At 71.9% G+C, this 20,997-nt stretch carries 22 protein-coding genes; 13 read left to right on the forward strand and 9 right to left on the reverse strand.

Translation table 11 applies throughout. The features are described from left to right. Positions 1 to 80 precede the first annotated feature (80 nt). The 4 genes from EDF40_RS08620 (at position 81) to EDF40_RS08635 (ending at position 2,255) form a co-directional block, all read left to right on the forward strand. Positions 81 to 1,076: an SDR family oxidoreductase gene (locus tag EDF40_RS08620; RefSeq protein WP_123339211.1), complete on the forward strand. Its 996-nt coding sequence runs from the start codon at positions 81 to 83 to the stop codon at positions 1,074 to 1,076. Further along, positions 1,073 to 1,414 (forward strand): hypothetical protein, encoded by a 342-nt coding sequence (locus EDF40_RS08625; RefSeq protein ID WP_123339212.1) that lies wholly within the window; start codon positions 1,073 to 1,075, stop codon positions 1,412 to 1,414. The genes EDF40_RS08620 and EDF40_RS08625 overlap by 4 nt, the downstream gene beginning before the upstream one ends. Before the next feature lie 90 nt (positions 1,415 to 1,504). After that, entirely contained in the window at positions 1,505 to 2,047 is a 543-nt protein-coding gene (locus EDF40_RS08630) for a dihydrofolate reductase family protein (RefSeq protein WP_123339213.1), read from the forward strand. A gap of 10 nt (positions 2,048 to 2,057) precedes the next feature. Further along, entirely contained in the window at positions 2,058 to 2,255 is a 198-nt protein-coding gene (locus EDF40_RS08635) for a hypothetical protein (protein WP_123339214.1), read from the forward strand. Between the two features lie 93 nt (positions 2,256 to 2,348). Here the strand turns inward: EDF40_RS08635 and EDF40_RS08640 are convergent, their stop codons facing one another. Continuing rightward, positions 2,349 to 5,921, reverse strand: coding sequence for a bifunctional proline dehydrogenase/L-glutamate gamma-semialdehyde dehydrogenase (locus EDF40_RS08640; protein ID WP_123339215.1), 3,573 nt, complete (start codon positions 5,919 to 5,921; stop codon positions 2,349 to 2,351). Between the two features lie 128 nt (positions 5,922 to 6,049). Between EDF40_RS08640 and EDF40_RS08645 the strand changes: the two genes are divergently transcribed. Next, entirely contained in the window at positions 6,050 to 6,526 is a 477-nt protein-coding gene (locus tag EDF40_RS08645; RefSeq protein WP_123339216.1) for a MarR family winged helix-turn-helix transcriptional regulator, read from the forward strand. Positions 6,527 to 6,869: 343 nt separating this feature from the next. On the opposite strand, the gene EDF40_RS08650 is transcribed toward EDF40_RS08645, so the two are convergent. From EDF40_RS08650 to EDF40_RS08660, 3 genes are read right to left on the reverse strand one after another with little or no spacing between them, the layout of a single operon-like run. Beyond that, positions 6,870 to 7,577, reverse strand: a complete 708-nt coding sequence (locus EDF40_RS08650; protein WP_123339217.1) for a zf-HC2 domain-containing protein — start codon at positions 7,575 to 7,577, stop codon at positions 6,870 to 6,872. Then, positions 7,574 to 8,089 carry a sigma-70 family RNA polymerase sigma factor gene (locus EDF40_RS08655; RefSeq protein WP_123294523.1) on the reverse strand — a complete coding sequence of 172 codons (516 nt, stop codon included), beginning with the start codon at positions 8,087 to 8,089 and terminating at the stop codon, positions 7,574 to 7,576. The genes EDF40_RS08650 and EDF40_RS08655 overlap by 4 nt, the downstream gene beginning before the upstream one ends. Then, the gene (locus tag EDF40_RS08660; protein WP_123339218.1) at positions 8,086 to 8,775 is read right to left on the reverse strand and encodes a YceI family protein; all 690 of its coding nucleotides are present in this window, start codon (positions 8,773 to 8,775) and stop codon (positions 8,086 to 8,088) included. Before EDF40_RS08660 ends, EDF40_RS08655 begins: the two co-directional genes overlap by 4 nt. Before the next feature lie 138 nt (positions 8,776 to 8,913). Here EDF40_RS08660 and EDF40_RS08665 point away from each other — a divergent pair, with 138 nt between their 5' ends. The 3 genes from EDF40_RS08665 to EDF40_RS08675 are packed head-to-tail and all read left to right on the forward strand — an operon-like array spanning position 8,914 to position 11,362. Continuing rightward, entirely contained in the window at positions 8,914 to 9,924 is a 1,011-nt protein-coding gene (locus EDF40_RS08665) for a TerC family protein (protein ID WP_123339219.1), read from the forward strand. Between the two features lie 11 nt (positions 9,925 to 9,935). Then, entirely contained in the window at positions 9,936 to 10,448 is a 513-nt protein-coding gene (locus EDF40_RS08670; protein ID WP_123339220.1) for a GNAT family N-acetyltransferase, read from the forward strand. A 56-nt stretch (positions 10,449 to 10,504) separates the two neighbouring features. After that, positions 10,505 to 11,362, forward strand: a complete 858-nt coding sequence (locus tag EDF40_RS08675) for an NAD-dependent epimerase/dehydratase family protein (protein ID WP_123339221.1) — start codon at positions 10,505 to 10,507, stop codon at positions 11,360 to 11,362. A 96-nt stretch (positions 11,363 to 11,458) separates the two neighbouring features. On the opposite strand, the gene EDF40_RS08680 is transcribed toward EDF40_RS08675, so the two are convergent. After that, positions 11,459 to 12,388, reverse strand: coding sequence for a DNA-3-methyladenine glycosylase 2 family protein (locus tag EDF40_RS08680; RefSeq protein ID WP_123339527.1), 930 nt, complete (start codon positions 12,386 to 12,388; stop codon positions 11,459 to 11,461). Positions 12,389 to 12,563: 175 nt separating this feature from the next. Between EDF40_RS08680 and EDF40_RS08685 the strand changes: the two genes are divergently transcribed. The 5 genes from EDF40_RS08685 (at position 12,564) to EDF40_RS08705 (ending at position 17,135) form a co-directional block, all read left to right on the forward strand. Next, positions 12,564 to 13,592: a 6-phosphofructokinase gene (locus EDF40_RS08685; protein ID WP_111083779.1), complete on the forward strand. Its 1,029-nt coding sequence runs from the start codon at positions 12,564 to 12,566 to the stop codon at positions 13,590 to 13,592. 168 nt (positions 13,593 to 13,760) lie between these two features. Then, complete coding sequence (locus EDF40_RS08690; protein WP_123339222.1) at positions 13,761 to 14,738, forward strand: acryloyl-CoA reductase; 978 nt, start codon at positions 13,761 to 13,763, stop codon at positions 14,736 to 14,738. A gap of 88 nt (positions 14,739 to 14,826) precedes the next feature. Continuing rightward, complete coding sequence (locus EDF40_RS08695) at positions 14,827 to 15,534, forward strand: GntR family transcriptional regulator (RefSeq protein WP_123294516.1); 708 nt, start codon at positions 14,827 to 14,829, stop codon at positions 15,532 to 15,534. Positions 15,535 to 15,553: 19 nt separating this feature from the next. Further along, a complete protein-coding gene (locus EDF40_RS08700; protein ID WP_260212630.1) occupies positions 15,554 to 16,384 on the forward strand; it encodes an ABC transporter ATP-binding protein in 831 nt (276 codons plus the stop codon). A 142-nt stretch (positions 16,385 to 16,526) separates the two neighbouring features. Further along, entirely contained in the window at positions 16,527 to 17,135 is a 609-nt protein-coding gene (locus EDF40_RS08705) for a hypothetical protein (RefSeq protein ID WP_123339223.1), read from the forward strand. Between the two features lie 227 nt (positions 17,136 to 17,362). Here EDF40_RS08705 and EDF40_RS08710 read toward each other — a convergent pair whose 3' ends face one another. The 4 genes from EDF40_RS08710 to EDF40_RS08725 are packed head-to-tail and all read right to left on the reverse strand — an operon-like array spanning position 17,363 to position 20,969. Next, the gene (locus EDF40_RS08710) at positions 17,363 to 17,827 is read right to left on the reverse strand and encodes a DIP1984 family protein (RefSeq protein ID WP_123339224.1); all 465 of its coding nucleotides are present in this window, start codon (positions 17,825 to 17,827) and stop codon (positions 17,363 to 17,365) included. A gap of 45 nt (positions 17,828 to 17,872) precedes the next feature. Beyond that, the gene (gene hemL / locus EDF40_RS08715) at positions 17,873 to 19,204 is read right to left on the reverse strand and encodes a glutamate-1-semialdehyde 2,1-aminomutase (protein WP_123339225.1); all 1,332 of its coding nucleotides are present in this window, start codon (positions 19,202 to 19,204) and stop codon (positions 17,873 to 17,875) included. After that, positions 19,201 to 20,256, reverse strand: coding sequence for a porphobilinogen synthase (gene hemB, locus EDF40_RS08720; RefSeq protein ID WP_260212631.1), 1,056 nt, complete (start codon positions 20,254 to 20,256; stop codon positions 19,201 to 19,203). Before hemB ends, hemL begins: the two co-directional genes overlap by 4 nt. Continuing rightward, entirely contained in the window at positions 20,253 to 20,969 is a 717-nt protein-coding gene (locus EDF40_RS08725; protein WP_123339227.1) for a uroporphyrinogen-III synthase, read from the reverse strand. Before EDF40_RS08725 ends, hemB begins: the two co-directional genes overlap by 4 nt. Positions 20,970 to 20,997 lie beyond the last annotated feature (28 nt).

The following is a 20,997-nucleotide window of genomic DNA, read 5'->3' on the forward strand; positions in this document are numbered from 1 at the left end:
GTGTGATCGTGGTTCGGTGCCCGCCGATCCGGGGGACACCGGCTGAGTGGTGCGCGGTCGGCCGCAGGTACAAGGGAGCCATGACTCGAGTGGCAGTGGTGACCGGTGGATCCGCAGGACTGGGGCGTGCGACCGTCCGGGAGCTCGCCGCGCGGGGGTGGGACGTCGCCGTCCTCGCCCGTGGACGGGACGGCGTCGACGCCGCGGTGGCCGAGGTCGAGGCCGCGGGGCGTCGCGGGCTGGCCCTGGTCGCCGACGTGTCCGACCGCGAGGCCGTCGAGGCCGCGGCCGACCGCGTCGAGCAGGAACTCGGGCCGATCGACCTGTGGGTGAACGGCGTGATGGTCGGGGTGTTCGGCAAGTTCCTGGACACCGCGCCCGAGGACTTCGAGCGGGCGCTCAACGTGACCTACCTCGGCTTCGTCAACGGGACCCGAGCAGCGCTCTCCCGGATGGTGCCCCGCGGCCAGGGACACGTCGTCCAGGTCGGCTCAGCACTCGGCTTCCGGGGCATCCCGCTGCAGGCCGCGTACTGCGGCGCGAAGCACGCGATCGTCGGGTTCACCGAGTCCGTCGTCTCCGAGCTGCTCGAACAGGGCAGCAAGGTGAAGGTGTCGCGGGTCGACATGCCCGCCCTCAACACGATCCAGTTCGGGTGGGTGAAGTCGAAGCTGCCGCACCACCCGCAGCCGGTCGCCCCGATCTTCCAGCCCGAAGTCGGTGCCCGCGCGATCGCTGCCGTGGCCGAGCGGCCGCGCCGTCGCACCTGGGTCGGCGAGTCGACCGTCTACACGATCCTCGGCAACCGGATCAGCGGGCGTTTCGCCGACTGGTACGCCGCCAAGACGCTCGTCTCCGGGCAGCAGGCGCCGGACAAGGACGGGCAGGAGCTGCACGACAACCTGTACGAGCCGGTGCCGGGCGACCACGGCGCGCACGGTGTGTTCGACGAGTCCGCGCACGCCTGGTCACCGCAGACCTGGTGGGTGGAGCACCGCCGGATGGGCAACGGGATCATCGGGGCGGCACTCGGCGCGGTCGGGGCCGTCGCACTCGTGGCCGGACGACGACGATGAACCGCCGCGGATCGTCGGTGCGGGGTGCAGCCGTCGTCGAGCTGTGTCGGGCAGGACTCGGCCTGTGGCACCTTGGCCGAGCGGCTCGTGGCCACGACCAGGCCGTGCTGCACGGTGTGCTCGGCGTCCGGCAGCTCGTGCAGGCCGCCCTCGTCGCACGCACGGGCTCCGGGAACGCGCACACGCTGAGCGCGGCCGTCGACGCGGTGCACGGCGTGACGATGGTGCCGCTCGCCCTCGACCCACGGCGCCGCGGGTTCGCCCTGCAGCAGGTGTGGATCGCCACGGTGCTCACCGTCGCCGAGGTCGCCGTCGTCGGTCGGGGCGGCCGGCGCTGACGGCAGGCGGCGCTGACGGCAGGCGGCGATGTCAGCGCTGACGTCCGTCGGCGCTGACGTCTGTCGGGGGTGCTCGGTAGCGTCCGGGGCATGGCTACCACCTACTCCGTCGCGTCCTCGCTGGACGGCTTCGTCGCTGCACCGGACGACGACCTCGACTGGCTGCTGCAGTTCGGCTTCGAGCCGTTCCAGGAGCACCACGACCGGTTCTTCGCGGGCATCGGCGCGATCGTCATGGGCTCGACGACGTACGAGTGGCTGCTCGAGCACGACGACACCTGGGCGTACCCGGACCTGGCGACGTGGGTGTTCACCACGCGTGACCTACCGGTGCCGGACGGCGCCGACGTGCGCTTCGTGTCGGGCGAGGTCGCGGACCACCAGGCCGACCTCGAACGGGCAGCCGGCGAGCGCGACGTCTGGGTCGTCGGCGGCGGACTGCTCGCGGCGCAGTACCAGCAGGCCGGACTGCTCGACGAACTCCGGGTCACCGTGATGCCCGTGGCGCTCGGCGCCGGTGCGCCGCTGCTGCCGGTCGCGGCGCCGACCCCGGTGTTCGAGCTGGTCGGGACGACGCCGTTCAGCGGCGGTGCCGTCGAGCTGCACTACCGGTCCGCAGCCACCGCGGCGTAGCGTCCGAGCCATGAGCGACAACGAGCAGACCGAGCCCGTCATGGACGGCGCCAACGAGGCCACGAACCACGAGAAGCTGCACGGCCTGATCGAACAGGTCGACCACGACCACCACGGCGAGGGCGCCGGAGCGATGGCCGACCACCTGCGTGACCGGATGGACGAGACCGGCGTCGAGGACGAAGAAGCAGGCGACACCGAGGACTGACGCGAGCCAGCGCCACGCCGCACACTTCATGAGCAGAAATGGTCGGGTCCGCCGCAGCGCACCCGACCATTTTTGCTCACCAAGCGGCAGCTGTCAGACGCGCAGGTCAGCGAAGTCCGCGTCGACGTCCCCGAACCGGTGAGCGGTGATCGAGACCGACTGTTCACGGATGAACGGGAGCATCTCGATCAACCCGGCCTCGACCACCGGCGCGTCGTGGATCGCGACGTCGATGCTCGCTCCGAGGGCTTCCTCGAGCGCCAGGGGATCGCCACCGATGAGCCGGATCCGTGCGCCGGGGCCGCCGAACGCCGTGTGCACGGGTCGGTCCTGTCCCTGCGCGAGCATGTCCCCGAGGGCGTCGGCGGGCTCGGCATCCTCATCGCTCGTCCAGTTCGCCTGGAACACGGCGCCGGACGACGCACGGGCGTGGAAGTCCTGGTCGGACTCGACCCGGTGGTCGACGACGTCCAGCGGCGACCGACTCGAGGCCAGCAGCTGACTGAGCGGACCGGGCAACGGGCGGGCGGTGCTGAGCAGGACGTGGGCGCGGGCAGCCGTGGCGGCGACGAGCGCCCGGACCAGGTCACCCGCCGAGGCGTCCTCGGCCTGCCGCACGATGACGGACTGCGGTCGGTGGCGCAGCACGTTCCGCTGCACCACGAGCCCCGCCAGGTCGTGCGACCCGCCGTACAGCTCCTCGCGCGCCCGGACGTCGCTGAGCGCACCGGCCCGCACCTGGTCGAACTCCTCGAACGACAGGCCGCTGCGTGCGGCCTCGATCACCGAGGTCACGCGCGGCGGGAGTCCGTGCAGCTGGATGCTCTTGTGCACCGTGCGCGGGACCGGCTCCCACCGGCCGAGCGTCGCGACGTACATCGGTCCGCCCGCCTTCGTGCCGGTGCCAACGGACGACCGCTTCCAGCCGCCGAACGGCTGCCGACCGACGACCGCACCGGTGATGCCGCGGTTCACGTACAGGTTGCCGGCGCGCACACTCGCCAGCCAGTCCGCCACCTCGTCGGCGTCGAGCGAGTGGATCCCCGCCGTCAGGCCGTAGTCGGTGCCGTTCTGGATCGCGATCGCCTGCTCGAGCGTCTCGGCGCGCATGATGCCGAGCACCGGGCCGAAGTACTCGGTCTGGTGGAAGTCGCTGCCCGGGCGGACGCCGTCACGGATGCCGGGTGACCAGAGCCGCCCGGAGTCGTCGAGGGCCGTCGGCTGCACGAGCCAGGACTCCCCCGGGCCGAGCTCGGTGAGCCCTTGCCGCAGCTTGCCCTCGGGCTCGGCGATGACCGGTCCGACCTGGGCGGTGGGGTCGTCGGGCCAGGCGACCCGGAGCGTGCGCGTGGCGTCGACGAGCTGCCGACGGAAGCGTTCGCTCTCACCGACCGTGCCGACCAGGACGACCAGGGACGCCGCCGAGCACTTCTGGCCGGCGTGGCCGAAGGCGGACTGCACGATGTCCTGCACCGCGAGGTCGATGTCGGCGCTCGGCGTGACGACGATCGCGTTCTTGCCGCTCGTCTCGGCGCTGAGCGGCAGACCGGCGCGCCACCACCGGAACGATCGCGCGGTGTCGGCCGAACCGGTCAGGATGATGCGGTCGACGGCGGGGTGCCCGACCAGGTCACGGCCGAGTTCGTCCTCGGCCAGGTCGACGAGCTGCAGCAACGAGTGCGGCACGCCGGCGTCCCAGAGCACGTCGGCCAGCAGCGCACCACTGCGCTTCGCCTCGGGTGCCGGCTTGAGCACGACTCCGCTGCCCGCGGCGAGCGCCGCCAACACGCCACCGGCGGGGATCGCCACGGGGAAGTTCCACGGCGGCACGACGACGGTCAGGCGCGGCGGGACGTAGCGGGCCCCCTCGACGTCGCCGAGACGGCGGGCGCGCTCGGCGTAGTAGTGGGCGGCGTCGACGGCTTCGGTGACCTCGGTGTCGGCCTCGGAGAAGGTCTTCCCGGTCTCCGCCGCCATCACCTCGATCAGGTCGGCGCGGCGGGTCTCGAGCTCGTGCCCGATCAGGTCGAGGAGCTCAGCACGGTCGGAGGGGTCCTGCCGCCCCCAGTTGACGCCGGCTTGGGCGGTGCGGGCCATGATGCGTTCGAGCTTGGAGCGGTCGGCCACCTTGGCTCCGCGGATCGTCTGCGCGCCGAGCTGCGAGCGCGGTACCCGGCGCAGGACGTCGAGCGCCCACGAACGGTTGGCGGGAACGGCGGGGTCGGTGTCCGCGGCGTTCCGGAACGCGTCGCGCAGGACGGGGTCGCCGAGTGCCAGGTGGCGGTCCTGGGTGCGGTGCGTCGTGTGCACCGGCTCGTCGAGGGCCGCGACCGACGCCAGGTACCGGCCGTGTTCGCGGTCGAACACGCTGGCGTCGTGGTCGATGTCGGACGCTGCGGCGATGAAGTTCTCGGGGCTCGAGCTCTCCTGCAGGCGGCGGGCGAGGTACGCGATCGCGGAGTCGAACTCGTCCGGCTGTACAACGGGCGTGTAGAGCAGGATCTGTCCGACGTCGGCTCGGACGGCGTCGGCGTGCGTCGATGCCATGCCGAGCAGCATCTCGACGTCGACCGCGTCGGTCACCCCGCGGCGCTGGGCGAGGACCCACGCGGTCGCCAGGTCGAACAGGTTGTGCCCGGCGACGCCGATGCGCACGGCGTCGGTGCGCTGCGGGGTCAACGCGGCGTCGAGCATCCGCAGGTAGGCGGTGTCGGTCTCGCGCTTGCTGCCCCAGGTGGCGAGCGGCCAGTCGTGCACGATCGCGTCGACGTGCTCCATCGCCAGGTTCGCGCCCTTGACGAGCCGCACCTTGATCGGTGCGCCGCCCCGGGCACGGCGTTCCTGCGCCCACGTCGTCAGCGACTCGAGCGCCCCTGCGGCGTCGGGCAGGTAGGCCTGCAGCACGATGCCGGCCTGCAGCCCCGCGAACTCGTCGCGGTCGAGCAGGGTCCGGAACACCGCGAGGGTGACGTCGAGGTCGCGGTACTCCTCCATGTCGAGGTTGATGAACTTGGCCTGGCCACCGGACGCCAGCGGAGCGGCCGCGAGCCGGTACAACGGCACGAGCCGGTCGACGACCCGCTCGACCGTCTGGTCGAACGCCCACATCGACATCTGCGGCACGACCGAGCTGACCTTGATCGACACGTAGTCGACGTCGTCGCGGGCGAGCAGGTCCATCGTCCCCTGCAGCCGACGGTCGCTCTCGGCGCTGCCGAGCACGGCTTCGCCGAGCAGGTTCACGTTGAGCCGGGTACCCGGCCCACCGACCTTGGCGAGCGCCGGACCGAGCTTCGCCGTGCTCGCGTCGATCACCAGGTGGCCGGTCATCCGGCGCAGGATCCGGCGAGCGGTGGGGATGACCGCCCACGGCGCCATCGTCGCGAACCCACCGCCGAGCGTCACCGCGCCCCGCAGGTACCAGGCGAGGAAGTCGGGGACGTCGCGGCTGACCTGTTCGAGGTTGCGGGCGGCGACCCGGGGGTCTTCGGGGCGGATGACCTTGTCGACGAAGCTGCGCGTGAAGTCGAGCCCGCGTTCGTCGCGCAGGGCCTCGGCGAGACGGGCGGCACCGGCGTCCGGCTTCGCCCCGGCGGACGCCGCCAGCCACTTGCGGACCAGCGCAACGGCGTCGTCGGTGCAGTCCTGGAGGCGGGCGCTCGGCATGCTCCGATCGTATGCCGCACCTCCGACCTCACCTTGGAGCGCGCCGCACGTCGGCCAGGAGTCATCCGGACGGATGAAAGACGCGGAGGCGGGGTCGGTCGGCCTCCACGGTGGATACGCTGGTCGGCATGTCGACGCAGGGCAACGATGGCCACGACTGGGCGACGTGGGACGCCTACCACGACGTCTGGCGACGCCTCGACCGAGCGCTCGACCAGGCCGTCCAGGCTGGCGCCGGCATCTCCATCCCCGAGTTCGAGATCCTGATCGGGCTGCAGCGTGAGCCGGACCACCGGCTGCGCGTCCGCGACATCGCCGCCGGCATCGGTTGGGAGAAGTCGCGCGTCAGTCACCAGGTCACACGGATGGTCTCCCGCGGCTTGGTCGGACGCGCCGACTGCCCGACCGATGGCCGCGGCAGCTGGGTGGAGATGACCCCCGATGGCCGCCGCGCGGTGCTCGCCGGCATCCGCGCGCACACCGGTGCGCTGGAAGACCTGTTCTGGAGGCCCGTGGGGACCGACGCGGACACCCTCCGGTCCGTCAGTGCGCGCGTCCAGGACGCGATCGGCCCCGACGTGTCGGACGAGGCCGCCTCGGGCTAGCCGCCCCCGCACGTCCGCCGAGGTTCCACGACTCGCCGCACGGGGAGCGCCGAGGTTCCACGAACGCCCCCTCACCGCGTCGAGGTTCCGAGATCTCGGAACCTCGGGACCCGGACTTGGTCGTCACACACCGCCGCTCCGCGCGCGCCGTTCAACATGGTCCCTGGCGATGGCTCTCCCGCGCACCTCCGCCGAGGTTCCACGACTCGCCGCACGGGGAGCGCCGAGGTTCCACGAACGCCCCTGAGCTGCGCCCAGATGCCGAGATTTCGGAACCTCGGGGGCTCGGGGGCGGGGTCGGGCGGGGCGCGGGGGCGGGGGCGGGGGCGGGGGCGGGCGGGCGCTACAGGTCGACGACGGCGAGGGCTCCCTGTTCGCCGCGGAGCCGCACCTGCACGCTCGCGATGTCGTCGCGCGGGATGTCCGTCGACGCCGACAGTCCCTTCGCGTCCTCGCCCGCGGCCGTCCACGAGCCGACGATCTGCGCGGTGCCGTCGGACCGCACCACGACGAGGTCGTACATGACCGAGCCGTCCGCCGCCCACTCCTTGCCGCCGTACGAGCAACCCCAGTCGAAGCGGGTGCCCCACTGTTCGCCGCTGACGGCCAGGTCGACGTCGAGTCCCTGGGCGCCGGTCATGTCGTAGCGGTCCGCGGTCGCCGATGCCGAGACGTCACGTCCGGCCTGCACCGAGCCGCGGTCTCCCGCCGTGCCGACGGCGAGTCCGCCCAGGACGGCAGCGACCACCGCGAGCCCTGCGGTGGCGGCGACCCAGACCCGGCGACGACGGCGACGGTGTCGAACGCGGTGCGCGACGGAGGCGAGGGTGCTCTCGGAACCGGTGTCGGGCCTCCCGTCCGGTTCGGCGATCTCGATCGCCTGGTCGGCCGGCAGCTTGGCGAGCAGACCGGGCAGGCCGACCAGCTCGGCGACGGCGGCCGTGCAACGGTCGCAGGTCTCCAGGTGCTGCTCGTACTCGAGCCGTTCGTCCGGGCTCAGGGACCCGAGCACGTACGCCGCGTCCCACTCTGCGTACTGGTCGTCGCTCATCGGGTCACTCCTCGTTCCTGCAGTGCGAGCCGCAGGGCTCGCAGCCCGTAGTGCAACCGCGACTTCGCGGTGCCCTCGGGGATGTCGTGTCGTCGTGCGATCTCCGGCACCGTGTGGCCGAGCCAGTAGGCGTCCACGACCACGCGGCGGTGGTCCGGCGAGAGCGATGCGAGCGCGTCGGCCACGACGATGCGGTCGAGCACGGCGTCGGTGCGGTCCGACTCGGCGCGGTCGACGGGGTGTTCGGTGCCGAACTCCCGGCGGTTCCGGGCGGACCGGGCGTCGTCGACGACCAGGTTCCGCGCGACCGTGAACAGCCAGGCGCGGGCGCTGTCCGGCGCGCGTTCCAGCACCGCCGGGCGCTGCCAGGCGCGGACCATGGTCTCCTGCACGACGTCCTCGACCGCCGAGCCGTCCCGCGTCAGGTGCCGGACGTACCGGGTGAGCGCGTCACCGTGCTCGCGGTACAGCGTCGCGAGCAGCTCGTCGGCGGAACGACTCGACACGGTCACTTCTGCAGGTCGAGGGAGAACTCGACGGAGCCCTTCCCGTCCACGGTGACGAAGCCGAGCGAGGGGGCCTGCACGCCGTAGTCGGCGAACGTGATCGGCACCGAGCCGGCGACCTGCACGGTGCCACCCGTGCCGACCGCCACCTGCGCGTCGGCGGTGACGGCCTTCGTGACGCCGTGCAGGTCCATCGTGCCGGTCAGGGTGACGTCCTGCGTGCTGCCGTCGAGCGCCTTCGAGACGTCGACGGGCTTGGTGAGCGTGAACGTCGCCGTCGGGAACTTGTCCGTCTCGAGCGCTGTGTCCCGGAAGTAGGCGTCGCGCGCGGACTCGGGGGTGGAGATCTTCGCGACCTGGACCGTGACCGTCGCCGTCGCGAGGGAGCCGCCGTCGACCTCGGCGGTGCCCTCGACGTCCTTCGTGCGTCCGACCACGTTCACATCATTCCCCTGCAGGACCTCGTGCACCCGGTAGCCGGCGTACGAGGTCTTCGCGCTGGTCCAGGTGCCGTCGGCGTCCGCCGCGTCGAGGCTGGCGGACGACGTCGCCTGCAGCGAGGGTGCGGCGGCGGCCTGTCCGTTGACGGTGTTCGCGTAGATGGACGGACCGGCGATGACGGCGGCGGCCGCGATGACCACGACGCCGGTGGAGATGCCGATGATGACCTTGGTGCGTGTGCGGAGTCCCATACCCGGTCAACGAGGTGGTGGGGCGGATCGTTCACCCGGAACGATCCGGCTGCCGGATGCGTTCGGATCTGTCAGGCTGTTCATCCACCTCTGTCAGGCTGTTCATCCACCCGATCCCCCGCAGCCAGGAAGGCCGCAATGCCCGAACTCCCCGTCGTGTTCGAAGTCGGCTCGCTGATCGCGATCGTCGCGATCCTGCTCGCCGACCTGCTCATTGTCGCGCGCCGACCGCACGTGCCGACGCTGCGCGAGTCGGCGACGTGGGTGGGCGTCTACGTGGGGCTCGCGCTGGTCTTCGCGGTCCTGATGCTCGTGTTCGCTGGCGGCGACTCGGCGGGTGAGTTCCTGGCAGGTTGGCTCACCGAGTACAGCCTGAGCATCGACAACCTGTTCGTCTTCGTCATCATCATGGCGCGGTTCTCGGTGCCGAAGAAGATCCAGCAAGAGGTGCTGATGCTCGGCATCATCATCGCGCTCGTGCTGCGCGGCATCTTCATCCTCGTCGGTGCCCAGCTCATCGAGAACTTCTCGTGGATCTTCTACATCTTCGGCGCCTGGCTGATCTGGACGGCGATCCAGCAGCTCCGCGGCGAGGACGATGCCGACGACCAGAAGGACAGCTTCATCGTCCGGCTGCTCCGCCGTCGCGTGCGCCTCACCGACACGTTCGACGGCATGAAGTTCCGGACCACCCACGACGGCGTGCGGCACTTCACCCCGTTGCTCATCGTGCTGATCGCGATCGGGACCACCGACCTGCTGTTCGCCCTCGACTCGATCCCCGCGATCTTCGGCATCACCGAGAGCCCGTTCATCGTGTTCACCGCGAACGTCTTCGCCCTGATGGGCCTGCGGCAGCTGTACTTCCTGCTCGGCGGCCTGCTGGAGCGGCTCGTCTACCTGAAGTACGGCATCGCGGTGATCCTCGCGTTCATCGGCGTGAAGCTCGTCCTGCACGCACTGCACGACAACGAGCTGCCGTTCCTGAACGGTGGCGACCACATCGAGTGGGCGCCGGAGATCAACACGTGGGTCTCCTTGATCGTGATCATCGCCGCGATGGCGCTGTCGACCCTGGCCAGCGTCGTGCGGATGCGCCACGACGGCGTCGAGGCGAAGGACGAAGAACCCGCTCGCACCTCGGACTGAGCGGCGATCAGATGTCGGCACTCGAGACGGAGCGGTTGCGCCTGCGGCCGTGGCGGAGCACCGACGCCGCGTTCCACCGTCGGCTCTGGGCCGAACGGGATCCACGCGTGCCGCCGCATCGACGGCTCTCGGCCGACGGACACCCCACCGTGTCCGATCTCGAGGAGTGGGCGCGCGGGTACGACCAGACGCCGGCGCCCGGTCTGCTCGTCGTCGAGCGCCGGGACACCGGTGCCGCCGTCGGCTACTGCGGCCTCGTCGCGAACAGCGTCGGTGCGCCCGACGAACCCGAGCTGGCGTACGAGTTCCTGCAGGCGTCGTGGAACCACGGGTACGCCACGGAAGCATCCGGCGCGGTGATCAGTGCGGCACGCGAGCTCGGGTACCGCCACCTGGTGTCCACGGTCCGCGACTGGAATACCGCGTCGCTCCGGGTGCTCGGCAAGCTGGGCTTCGTCGACACCGGGCAGCGTGAGCGCGACCAGGAGCACGGCGACTCCGTGCTGCTGCGGAAGGTGCTCTGAGCGGCAGCAGGCCGGGTGCGGGAGCGTCCACCAGGTGTCCGTGCCAAGGTCGACGGGTGCACAACAACGACACCGTCGTGATCGCCGGCTGCGGCGACCTCGGGACCGAGGCCGGTCTCCGCTTCGCGCGCCGGGGACACCACGTGATCGGCCTCCGACGCCGCGCCGAACTGGTCCCGGCCCCGATCACCGGCCGCAGCACCGACCTGCGGCACGAGGTCCCCGAGATCCCCGCCGACACCTCCGTCGTCGTCGTGGCCTTCGCCGCGGGCAGCCGTGACGTCGACGAGTACCGCGCCACCTACGTCGACGGCCTGCGGAACGTGCTCGACGGCATCGATGCCTCGGACGCCGATCCACGCCTGCTCGTGGTGTCCTCGACCGCGGTGTACGACGTCGACGACGGCAGCGTGGTCGCCGAGGACACCCCGGCGCACGGTGCGACCCCGACCGCCGAGGTGCTGGTCGAGGCCGAAGCGCTGCTGCGCGACCGTGCTCCCGACGCCGTGCTCGTGCGGCTGTCCGGTGTCTACGGTCCGGGCCGCGAGCGCCTGATCGACCAGGTCCGCTCCGGTTCGGCCCGGTTGGCTCCGGGTCCCTCGCCGCACACGAACCGGATCCACCGCGACGACGCCGCCGCGGCGCTCGTGCACCTGGCGACCGTGGAGGACCCGGCGCCGACGTACCTCGGCACCGACGACGAACCGAGCCGGCTCGACGACGTGCTGCGGTTCCTGGCCGAGGAGCTCGGCGTTCCCGAGCCCGTCACCGGTGACGGCGGTGCCCGGCAGTCCGGTGGTGACAAGCGCTTGTCGAACGCGCTGCTCCGGTCGACCGGCTGGGCGCCGCAGTACCCGACGTTCCGCGAGGGCTACCGCGCCGTGCTGGCCGGCGAGGGCGTCCGCCACCCCTGACCCGGCGCGACACCGGTTCTCCGACACGACACCACGTGATCACCTGGTGTCGTGTCGCGAAACAGGTGCGGACCGCAGCGGGCCGCGCGCGACCGCTCAGTGCCCGCGGTGGTCCTGGATCGTGAGCCGCGGCCCGAACGACGGTTTCCGGAACCCCGAGCCGCCGATCAGCCGCACGACCCGCTCCCGGTGCCCCCGCCACGGTTCGAGCAGCTCGAGCATCCCGTCGTCGTCGACCGGTCCCCCGGTCAGCGCCCACCCGACCAGCGCGGGGACGTGGAAGTCCCCGACGCTCGGCGAATCGGGGTCGCCGTGGGAGCGCTGCGCGGTCTCGGCAGCCGTCCACTTCCCGATGCCGGGGATCGACTGGAGCCGCGCCGACACGACCGAACCGCCGCGACCGAGCGTCAGCGTCCGTTCGAGCGCCGGAGCCACACGCACCGCGCGCATCACCGTCGCCGACCGTCCGGGCTCGATGCCGGCTCGGTGCCACTCCCAGCTCGGGATCCGCGCCCACTCGTCGGCCGTCGGCGGCACGATGAGACCGTCCGGCGCGGGGCCCGGCGCGGGCGTGCCGTACCGACGGAGCAGGTACCGCCACGCACCCCATGCCTGCCGCGAGGTCACCTTCTGCTCCATGATCGCCGGCACGAGCATCGCGACGACGGTGTTCGTCCGGAGCAGCCGGAGTCCGGGCTGCCGGTGTCGGGCCGTCGCCAGGAACGCGTGGCCGGAGACGTCGAACCCGTCCCAGTCGTCGCCGCGACCGAGCATCTCCGGCGCGTGCTCGACCGCCCACGAAGCACCGTCACCCCACGCCGAGACCGCGATGGTGTCGCCGGCCGGCCGGATCGCGACGGCAGCGGGGCCGGTGGGTGTCCGCAGGGCGAGCCACACGACCGACCCGACCACCTTGTAGGCGGGGTCGCCGGTGCCGCGCTGCAGGGGCCGCAGGGTCGACGCGAGGTTCACCGGGCCTCCCGGTCGGTACACGGTGTCGACGCGAGACGCATCGCCGGACGCAATGGGAGCACCAGACGCATCGACGGACGCACCGGCAGACGCGTCGCCGGACGCACCGGCGGACGACGAGGCGGAGTCGAGCAGGGTCACACCGGGATGGTAATGCGCAACCACCGTCAGTCATGATGGTCGCAGTCCCCCACGACCCCCACCCGCACCACCCGACGACGGAGTTCCCATGCGCATCGGCATCCTCACCTCCGGAGGCGACTGCCCCGGCCTGAACGCGGTCATCCGCGCGATCGTCCTCAAGGGCATCGCCATCCACGGCCACGAGTTCGTCGGGTTCCGGGACGGCTGGCGCGGCGTCGTCGACGGCGACATCGTCCCGCTCGGCCGCAAGGACATCCAGGGCATCGCCAAGCAGGGCGGCACGATCCTCGGCACCAGCCGCACGAACCCCTTCGAGGGCCCCAACGGCGGCGTGGAGAACATCTCGAAGACCCTGGACCGCCACGGCATCGACGCCATCGTCGCGATCGGTGGCGAAGGCACGCTCGCCGCGGCGAAGCGCCTGACCGACGCCGGGCTGAAGATCGTCGGCGTCCCGAAGACGGTCGACAACGACCTGGGCGCCACCGACTACACGTTCGGTTTCGACACCGCCGTCGCGATCGCGACCGAGGCGATGGACCGCCTCCGCACCACCGGCGAGTCGCACTCCCGCTGCATGGTCGCCGAGGTCATGGGGCGGCACGTGGGCTGGATCGCCCTGCACTCCGGCATGGCCGCGGGTGCGCACGCGATCCTGATCCCGGAGCAGAAGACGAGCATGGAACAGATCGCGAAGTGGGTGCGTGCCGCCTACGACCGAGGTCGTGCACCGCTCGTCGTGGTGGCCGAGGGCTTCGTCCCCGACCACGAGGACAACGCGCACACCGAGCGCGGGCTCGACGCCTTCGGGCGTCCGCGGCTCGGTGGCATCGGTGAGCGGCTCGCGCCCCTCATCGAGGAGATGACGGGCATCGAGACGCGCGCCACGACCCTCGGGCACATCCAACGCGGTGGCACGCCGACCGCGTACGACCGGGTGCTGTCGACGCGGCTCGGCCTGGCGGCCATCGACTCGGTGGTCGAGGAACGATGGGGCCGGATGGTCGCCCTGAAGGGCACCGACATCGTGCACGTCTCGTTCGACGAGGCGCTCGGCGAGCTGAAGACCGTGCCGCAGGCGCGGTTCGACGAAGCCGCCATCATGTTCGGATGAGCGCTGGCCGGTGAGCGCTCGCCGGAGCGCTGGCCGAGGGCGTACCTGACCGTTTCGGGCGTACCTGGTCGTTTTTTCCGACCCGGTACGCCCGATTCCGCCAGGGATCGCGCGCGTTCTGGGAAAGAACGGACCGCTGGCCGGGAGGCCCGGGGTAGCGTCCGGCGCATGACCCGCGCCGTAGTCGTGTCCAGTTCAGCCCCGCCCACCGTCGCCGACGTCGACCTGCCTGATCCGACCGAGGGCGAAGCCCTCGTCGACGTCACGTACTCGAGCGTCAACTACAAGGACGGCCTCGCCCTCGCCAGGAACCCCGGCGTCGCGCGGGTCGACCCGCTCGTGCCCGGCATCGACGTCGTCGGCACCGTGTCGGCGCTCGGACCGGGCGTGCACGACGTGGCGATCGGCGACCGAATCGTGCTGAACGGTGCCGGACTCGGCGAGACCCGGCACGGTGGCTGGGCCCAGCACGCCGTGGTGCCGTCCGGTTCCCTCGTGGTCCTGCCCGCGGCGATCGAGGACTCGTTCGCGGCGGCGATCGGCACGGCGGGGTTCACGGCGATGCTCAGCGTCCTCGCGCTCGAACGGTTCGTCGAACCGGGTGCCGGGCGGGTGCTCGTCACGGGTGCGTCCGGCGGGGTGGGGACGGTGGCGATCGCCCTGCTCGACGCGCGCGGCTACGAGGTGACCGCGTCGACCGGACGGAGCACCAACGAGGCCTCGCTCCGACGCCTCGGCGCGACCGAGGTCGTGGACCGGGGTGCCCTGTCCGAGCCCGGCAAGCCGATGCAGCGTGCCGCGTGGGCCGGCGCCGTGGACAGCGTCGGCGGGGCCACCCTGGCGAACGTGCTGGCCGGCACCCGGTGGGGTGGAGCCGTCACGGCGTGCGGGCTCGCGCAGGACTCCGCGCTGCCCACGACGGTGCTGCCGTTCATCCTGCGTGCGGTGTCGCTGCTCGGCATCAACTCGGTGGACGCCCCGTCCGAACTCCGGCACCGGGCGTGGGAGCGGTTGGCGACCGATCTCGACCCGGCGCTGCTGGCGGGTGTCACCCGGACCGTCACCCCGGAGCAGGCGATCGAGATCGGCGTCGAGGTGGTCGCCGGTCGGGTGCACGGACGCACTGTGGTCGACGTGCGTGGCTGATGTTCTGGGATGCTGTTATTCCGCAAGCGATTGCATATTGACACGTTAGGGTTTGGATACCAAACGTCCGTGACACGAGGAGTCCGTCATGCCGGTACCCAAGTCGACCGTCGAGAACTCGCCGCGCAAGCTGCTCCGCGACGTGGTCCTCGAGAAGATGTTGGCCGCGATCCAGGACGGTACGCTGCAGGCCGGCGAACGGCTCAACGACGACGAGCTGGTCCAGTGGCTCGGGGTCAGTCGCACGCCCATCCGTGAGGCGATCGCCAAGCTCGTCGACTACGGCTTGGTCGAGATGGAGGCGAACCGGTACACCCGGGTCGCGTCGCCCACCGCCAAGCAGTTCGACGACACCATCCAGGTGCTCGCCGGTGTCACGGAGCTCGCGGCCCGCTGGGCCGTCCCGAAGCTCGACGACGCTGCGGCCACGCGCCTCGTCGACACGCTGGAAGCCCTGCGCACAGCCGCCGAGCAGGAGCGGGCCGGCGACGTCTCGACACAGGTCGGCGCGGTCGTCACCCAGTTGATCGGTGCGGCGGACAACGACCTGCTGGTCCAGCTGTCGACCTCGCTGCTGCCCCGCGCGAACTTCCTCGCCCTGACCCACCAGAGCGGCATGTTCTGGGACGTCAAGCACTTCGTCGACCCGCTCCGTGCGGCGATCTCGAAGCGCGACGGCGAAGCAGCGGCCGCGGTGATCCGTTCGCTCAGCAGCACCGTCGAGGAGCACACCGTGCAGGCCCGCGCGTTCGTCGCCGAGGGCGGCGCCCTGGCGGACGGCACCGAACGGCGCTGACGTCGGCCACGATGGAGTCGTGACCGACACCGACCAGTCCCGCGCCGCGGGCGTCCAGTTCCGCGCAGACGGCGTCCTGCTCCGTGCCGAGGGCGTCCGTGTGACGCGCTCCGGCCGCGACCTGCTGCACGACGTCGACCTGACCGTCCGCCGCGGTGAGCACTGGGCGCTCCTCGGACCGAACGGCGCCGGCAAGTCGACGCTGCTCGCGGTCCTCGGCGCGACGGGCCACCCGACCGCGGGCTCGGTCGAGGTGCTCGGCCGGCGCCTCGGACGCGTCGACGTCCGCGAACTCCGTGAGCACATCGGCCACGTCGACCCGCGGCACCGGATGCTCTCCCCGCTCACCGTGCTCGAGACGGTGCTGACCGGCCTGACCGGCACCACCGACCTCATGATGCGGTGGGAGCCCACGGCCGCGCAGGTCGCACTCGCCGAGCAGCACATCGCCGACGTCGGGCTCGCCGCACGACGCGACGCACGCTGGCCCGTGCTGTCCCAGGGCGAACGCGGACGGACCCTCATCGCACGGGCGCTGATGTCCGAGCCGCAGTTGCTGCTGCTCGACGAACCGGCGACCGGACTCGACGTCGCCGCGCGCGAGCACCTGCTCGAGACCGTCGACACGCTGCGGCACCGACACCCCGAGCTCGGCAGCGTCATGGTCACGCACCACCTCGAGGACCTGCCGGTGTCGACCTCGCACGCGATGCTGCTCCGTGACGGTGCCGTGGTGGCACAGGGCACGGCGGACGAGGTCATCACGTCGTCGGCGGTGTCGCACGCGTTCGACTTCCCGCTCGCGATCCTGCGCTCCGAGGGCCGCTGGGCTGCACGCCGTTCCGCCTGAGACGGCGCGGGGGTCGGACAGGCGCGTTGCGGCGCCCCGGCCTGTGCTTGGATGGTCGCTCAGGTGACTGCGGCCCGTGTCGGGGAGGGACCCGGCGCCGGACGACGGTGTCAGGCCGCGCACTGCAACGAGGGGGAACACCATGACGACCACACCGCCGCCCTACCCGGGGTCCGAGCCGCAGCCGAACGCCGGCCCGCAGCAGCCCGGCCCGCAGCAGCCCGGCCAGCAGCAGCCCGGCCAGCAGCCCTGGGCGCAGCAGCAGCCCGGCCAGCAGCCGTACGCGCAGCCCGCTCCCGCCGGAGCCCCGTACGCCCCGCCGCCCAAGCAGTCCCGTGGCAAGCGCGTCCTGATCTCGCTGCTCGGCGTCGTCGTCGCCGTGGTCGTCGCGTTCCTGGTCCGCCAGGCGCTCACCGCCGCGTTCAGCGACTCGACGGAGGAGAAGGTCTCGAAGGCCGTCGTGCAGATCCGCGAGCAGAGCGACCTGCCGAAGCAGGTCGACTCGGTGACGTCGTGGACGGGCGTCGAGGCCGAGGGCAACGCGATCCACTACGACTACACGGTGTCGTCCAGCGTCGACCCGGCCTCGATCACCGAGAGCGCCATCCGCGATTCGGTCGGCCCGACGCTCTGCTCGAACAGCGACACGAAGGACCTGCTCGATGAGGGCGTCGACATGCGCTACACCTACGCGTTCGACGGCACCTCGAAGACGCTCGACACGACCTTCACCAAGGCCGACTGCTCCTGACCCGTCGAGGGTGGGGCGGCGCTGTCCCCTGTCCCGCCCTCGTCGGTCCGGTCGGTACGCGGTTGTGCGTGGTGCGGTGTGCACCGTACCTGGTGCGCCGTACTGGGCTGCGATGTGCACGGCTCTCGCCATGGCGCTGCCCACTGCGCCGACAGGTGACCGGGTTGCCCGCCGGTCGTCGGGTCCGTACCCGCCCCGGTCCGTCTACCGACGCACCGCCCCGCTGCTCAGTCGACCAGGGTGACCTCCCAGTTGGTGCGCTGGACGACCGCGTCGAGTTCGCGGATCTCCTTCGCCAGGGCGTCGGCACGCGACCGGAGCTCGGCGGTCGGCAACGCGGCGAACGTGCGGAGTTCGCTGCGGAGCTGTCGGTACCCGCCGTTCGTGCCGGCCGTGGCGTCCGCCGCTCCGGTGACGAGCGCGTGCCGCAGCCGCAGGGCATCGCGTCGGGCGAGCAGCGCGGTGACGGTCTGCCCGGACGCCACGGTGGTGCTGGCGTTCGTCGCGTTGATGCGGGCGAGCAGGACCTCGAGCGCGTCGATCGACCGCTCGGCCTCGGCGAGGAGCTCGCGGGCGTCCTCGTCGGGCTCCTCACCCTCTTGGTAGCGGGCGTTCGCGGCGATGCGGCCGCGCAGTTGTTCGATGCGCTTCTGCAGGTCGGCGCGCTCGATGAGGGCCTCGGCGAGTTGCATGTGGCCAGTCAACCAGCCGCGGCTCCAGCACGGAGCACCCGACCCCTACGCCGCCGCGGCGGCCGCTGCCTTCGCTGCTGCGGGCAGCGCGTCGAGGATCCGCCCGACGGCCCGCTCATCGTGGGCGGCCGTGACGAACCATGCCTCGAACACGCTCGGCGGCAGGGTCACGCCGGCGTCGAGCATCGCGTGGAAGAACGGGGCGTACCGGAACACGTCCTGCGCCCGCACGTCGTCGTAGTTCCGCGGGGCGGTGTCCGTGAAGGCGAACGAGAACAGGTTGCCGGCGCGCTGCACGGTGTGGGCGACGCCCTCGGCCGACAGTGCGTCCGACGTGGCCGCGGAGATGACCGAGGCCGTGCGGTTCAGCGACTCGTACACCGACGGCGTCGCGGCCCGGAGCGTGGCGATGCCGGCGGCGACCGCGAGCGGGTTGCCGGACAGGGTGCCCGCTTGGTACACGGGGCCGAGCGGGGCGAGGAAGTCCATGACCTCGCGTCGGCCGCCGAGCGCGGCGAGGGGCATGCCGCCACCGATGACCTTGCCGAACGTGATCAGGTCGGGCTTCCACCCGGCGCCGTCGGGGACGACCTTCGACGCCTCGAGGCCCCACCAGCCGGCCGACCCGACGCGGAACCCGGTCAGGACCTCGTCGACGATGAGCAGCGCCCCGTGCGCCTGCACGATCTGCGCGAGCGCGCGGTTGAACCCGCGCTCGGGAGCGAGCACGCCCATGTTCGCCGCGGCGGCCTCGACGATGACGCCGGCGATGCGCTCGGAGTGCTCGTCGAACGCTCGGCGGACGGCGTCGAGGTCGTTGTACGGCAGCACCAGGGTCTGCGCCGCGGTCTCCTCGGTGATGCCCGCGCTGCCCGGCAGGGCCAGGGTGGCGACACCCGATCCGGCCTCGGCGAGCAGGGAGTCGGAGTGCCCGTGGTAGTGCCCGGCGAACTTCACGAGCAGGTCGCGGCCGGTGTAGCCGCGGGCCAACCGGATCGCCGTCATCGTGGCCTCGGTGCCCGTCGACACCATGCGGAGCTTCTCGATGGGGCCGTCGCCGTCGACCGACACCCGCTGCTTCACGAGCTCGGCGAGCTCGGTCTCGCCCGGGGTCGAGGCGCCGAAGGACAGTCCCCGCGCGGCGGCCTGCTGCACGGCCTCGACGGTGCCGGGGTGCGCGTGTCCGAGGATCGCGGGACCCCACGACGCCACGAGGTCGACGTACTCGCGCCCCTCGGCGTCGGTGACGTACGCGCCCTTCGCCGACACCAGGAAGCGCGGGGTGCCGCCCACCGATCCGTAGGCACGGACGGGCGAGTTCACGCCGCCGGGGATCGCGTTCTTGGCGCGGCCGAACAGCTGGTCGTTCGTGGTCATTCGGGGGCCTTCCCGGTCGAGGCGATGCCGGCGACTGCGGCGGTGGTGCCGGAGGTGCGGAGACCGGCCTCCTGGTTGAGCTTCCGTGCGATGTCGACGGCGAAGTAGGTCAGGATCGCGTCGGCGCCGGCACGCTTGATGCCGATGAGCGACTCCATCGCGGCGGCGTCGCGGTCGATCCAGCCGTTCTGTGCGGCTGCCGTGATCATCGCGTACTCGCCGGAGATCTGGTAGGCCCAGACCGGCACGGGCGACGTCGCAGCGGTCTCGGCGAGCACGTCGAGGTAGCTCATCGCCGGCTTCACCATGACGACGTCGGCACCCTCGTCGACGTCGAGCGCGACCTCGCGCAGCCCCTGTCGACCGTTGGCGGCGTCGATCTGGTAGGTCCGCCGGTCGCCGACGAGCGACGACGAAACGGCCTCGCGGAAGGGGCCGTAGAAGGCGGACGCGTACTTGGCCGCGTAGGCCAGCAGCGCGGTGCCGGTGTGACCGGCGACGTCGAGCGCGTCACGCGCGGCGGCGATCTGGCCGTCCATCATCCCGCTCAGGCACACCAGTTCGGCGCCGGCCTCTGCCTGAGCGACCGCCATGTCGCGGTACCGCAGCAGGGTGGCGTCGTTGTCGACGGAGCCGTCCGCCGCCAGGACGCCGCAGTGGCCGTGGTCGGTGAACTCGTCGAGGCACAGGTCGGACTGCACGACCAGCTCGTCACCGACCTCTTCCTTCGCCACGCGGATGGCCACGTTGAGGATGCCGTCGGGGTCGGTCGCCCCGGATCCGGTGGCGTCCTTCGTGGTCGGGACGCCGAACAGGTTCACGCCGCCGATCCCGACCTCCGCGGCCGTCACCAGGGCGCGACGGAACGAGTCGAGCGAGTGCTGCTGCACGCCCGGCATGCTCGAGATGTCGACGGCGTCGGTGGCGCCCTCGCGGATGAACATCGGCAGCACGAGCTCGGCTGGGTGCAGCCGGGTCTCGGCGACGAGCCGTCGCATCGCGGGGGTGGCGCGGAGTCGACGGGGGCGGACCTGGGGGAAACGGCCGGTCACGGGTGGCCTTCCTGTTCGGGGGCGGTGGGGTTCAGGGCCTCGACGACGGCGTCGAGCAGGGCTTCTGCGGACCGGGTGGGTCCGATCACGTGGACCGGCAGTCCGGCTGCGCGCGCGTCGGCGGCGGTTCCGGGGCCGATGCAGGCCACGAGGGTGCGGGGGTCGAGCGGGGTCATCCGGCGGGCGATCTCGCGGGCGACGCTGCCGCTCGTCACGAGCACCGCGTCGGGCACCGCGTCGAGGGTGATCGGCTCGTCGCCGGTCCCCACGGTACGGTACGCGACCACGTCGTCCACGTCGATGCCGCGGGCCCGCAGCCCGTCGACGAGGGTCGGCGCGGCGATCTCGGAGCGCGGGAAGAGCACGGTGCCGTCGGTGTCCGGCAGCGCGTCGACGAGGGCAGCGGCCGAGGCCTGCTCCGGCACGAGGTCGACGACCCAGCCCGCAGCACGCGCGGCACGGGCTGTCGGCTCACCGACCACCGCAACGCGGACACCGGACGGGAGGCCCGCCACGCGTTCTGCGAGCACCGTCACGGCCGTCGCACTGGTCACCACCACCCACGCGTACCCGGCCATGCGGGCGACGGCACGGTCGAGCGGGCCGCAGTCGAGCGGCGGCTCGGTGGTGATGATCGGGACGACCCGCGGGTCGAGCCCGCGCTGCCGAGCCGCCGTCGCGACGCGCTCGCCCCACGCGCCACCCCGGGGGATGACGACGACGGGAGCGGGCGTGTCCGTG

The sequence above is a fragment of the Curtobacterium sp. PhB170 genome, from assembly GCF_003752345.1.
In the GTDB taxonomy this organism is placed as follows: Bacteria; Actinomycetota; Actinomycetes; order Actinomycetales; family Microbacteriaceae; genus Curtobacterium.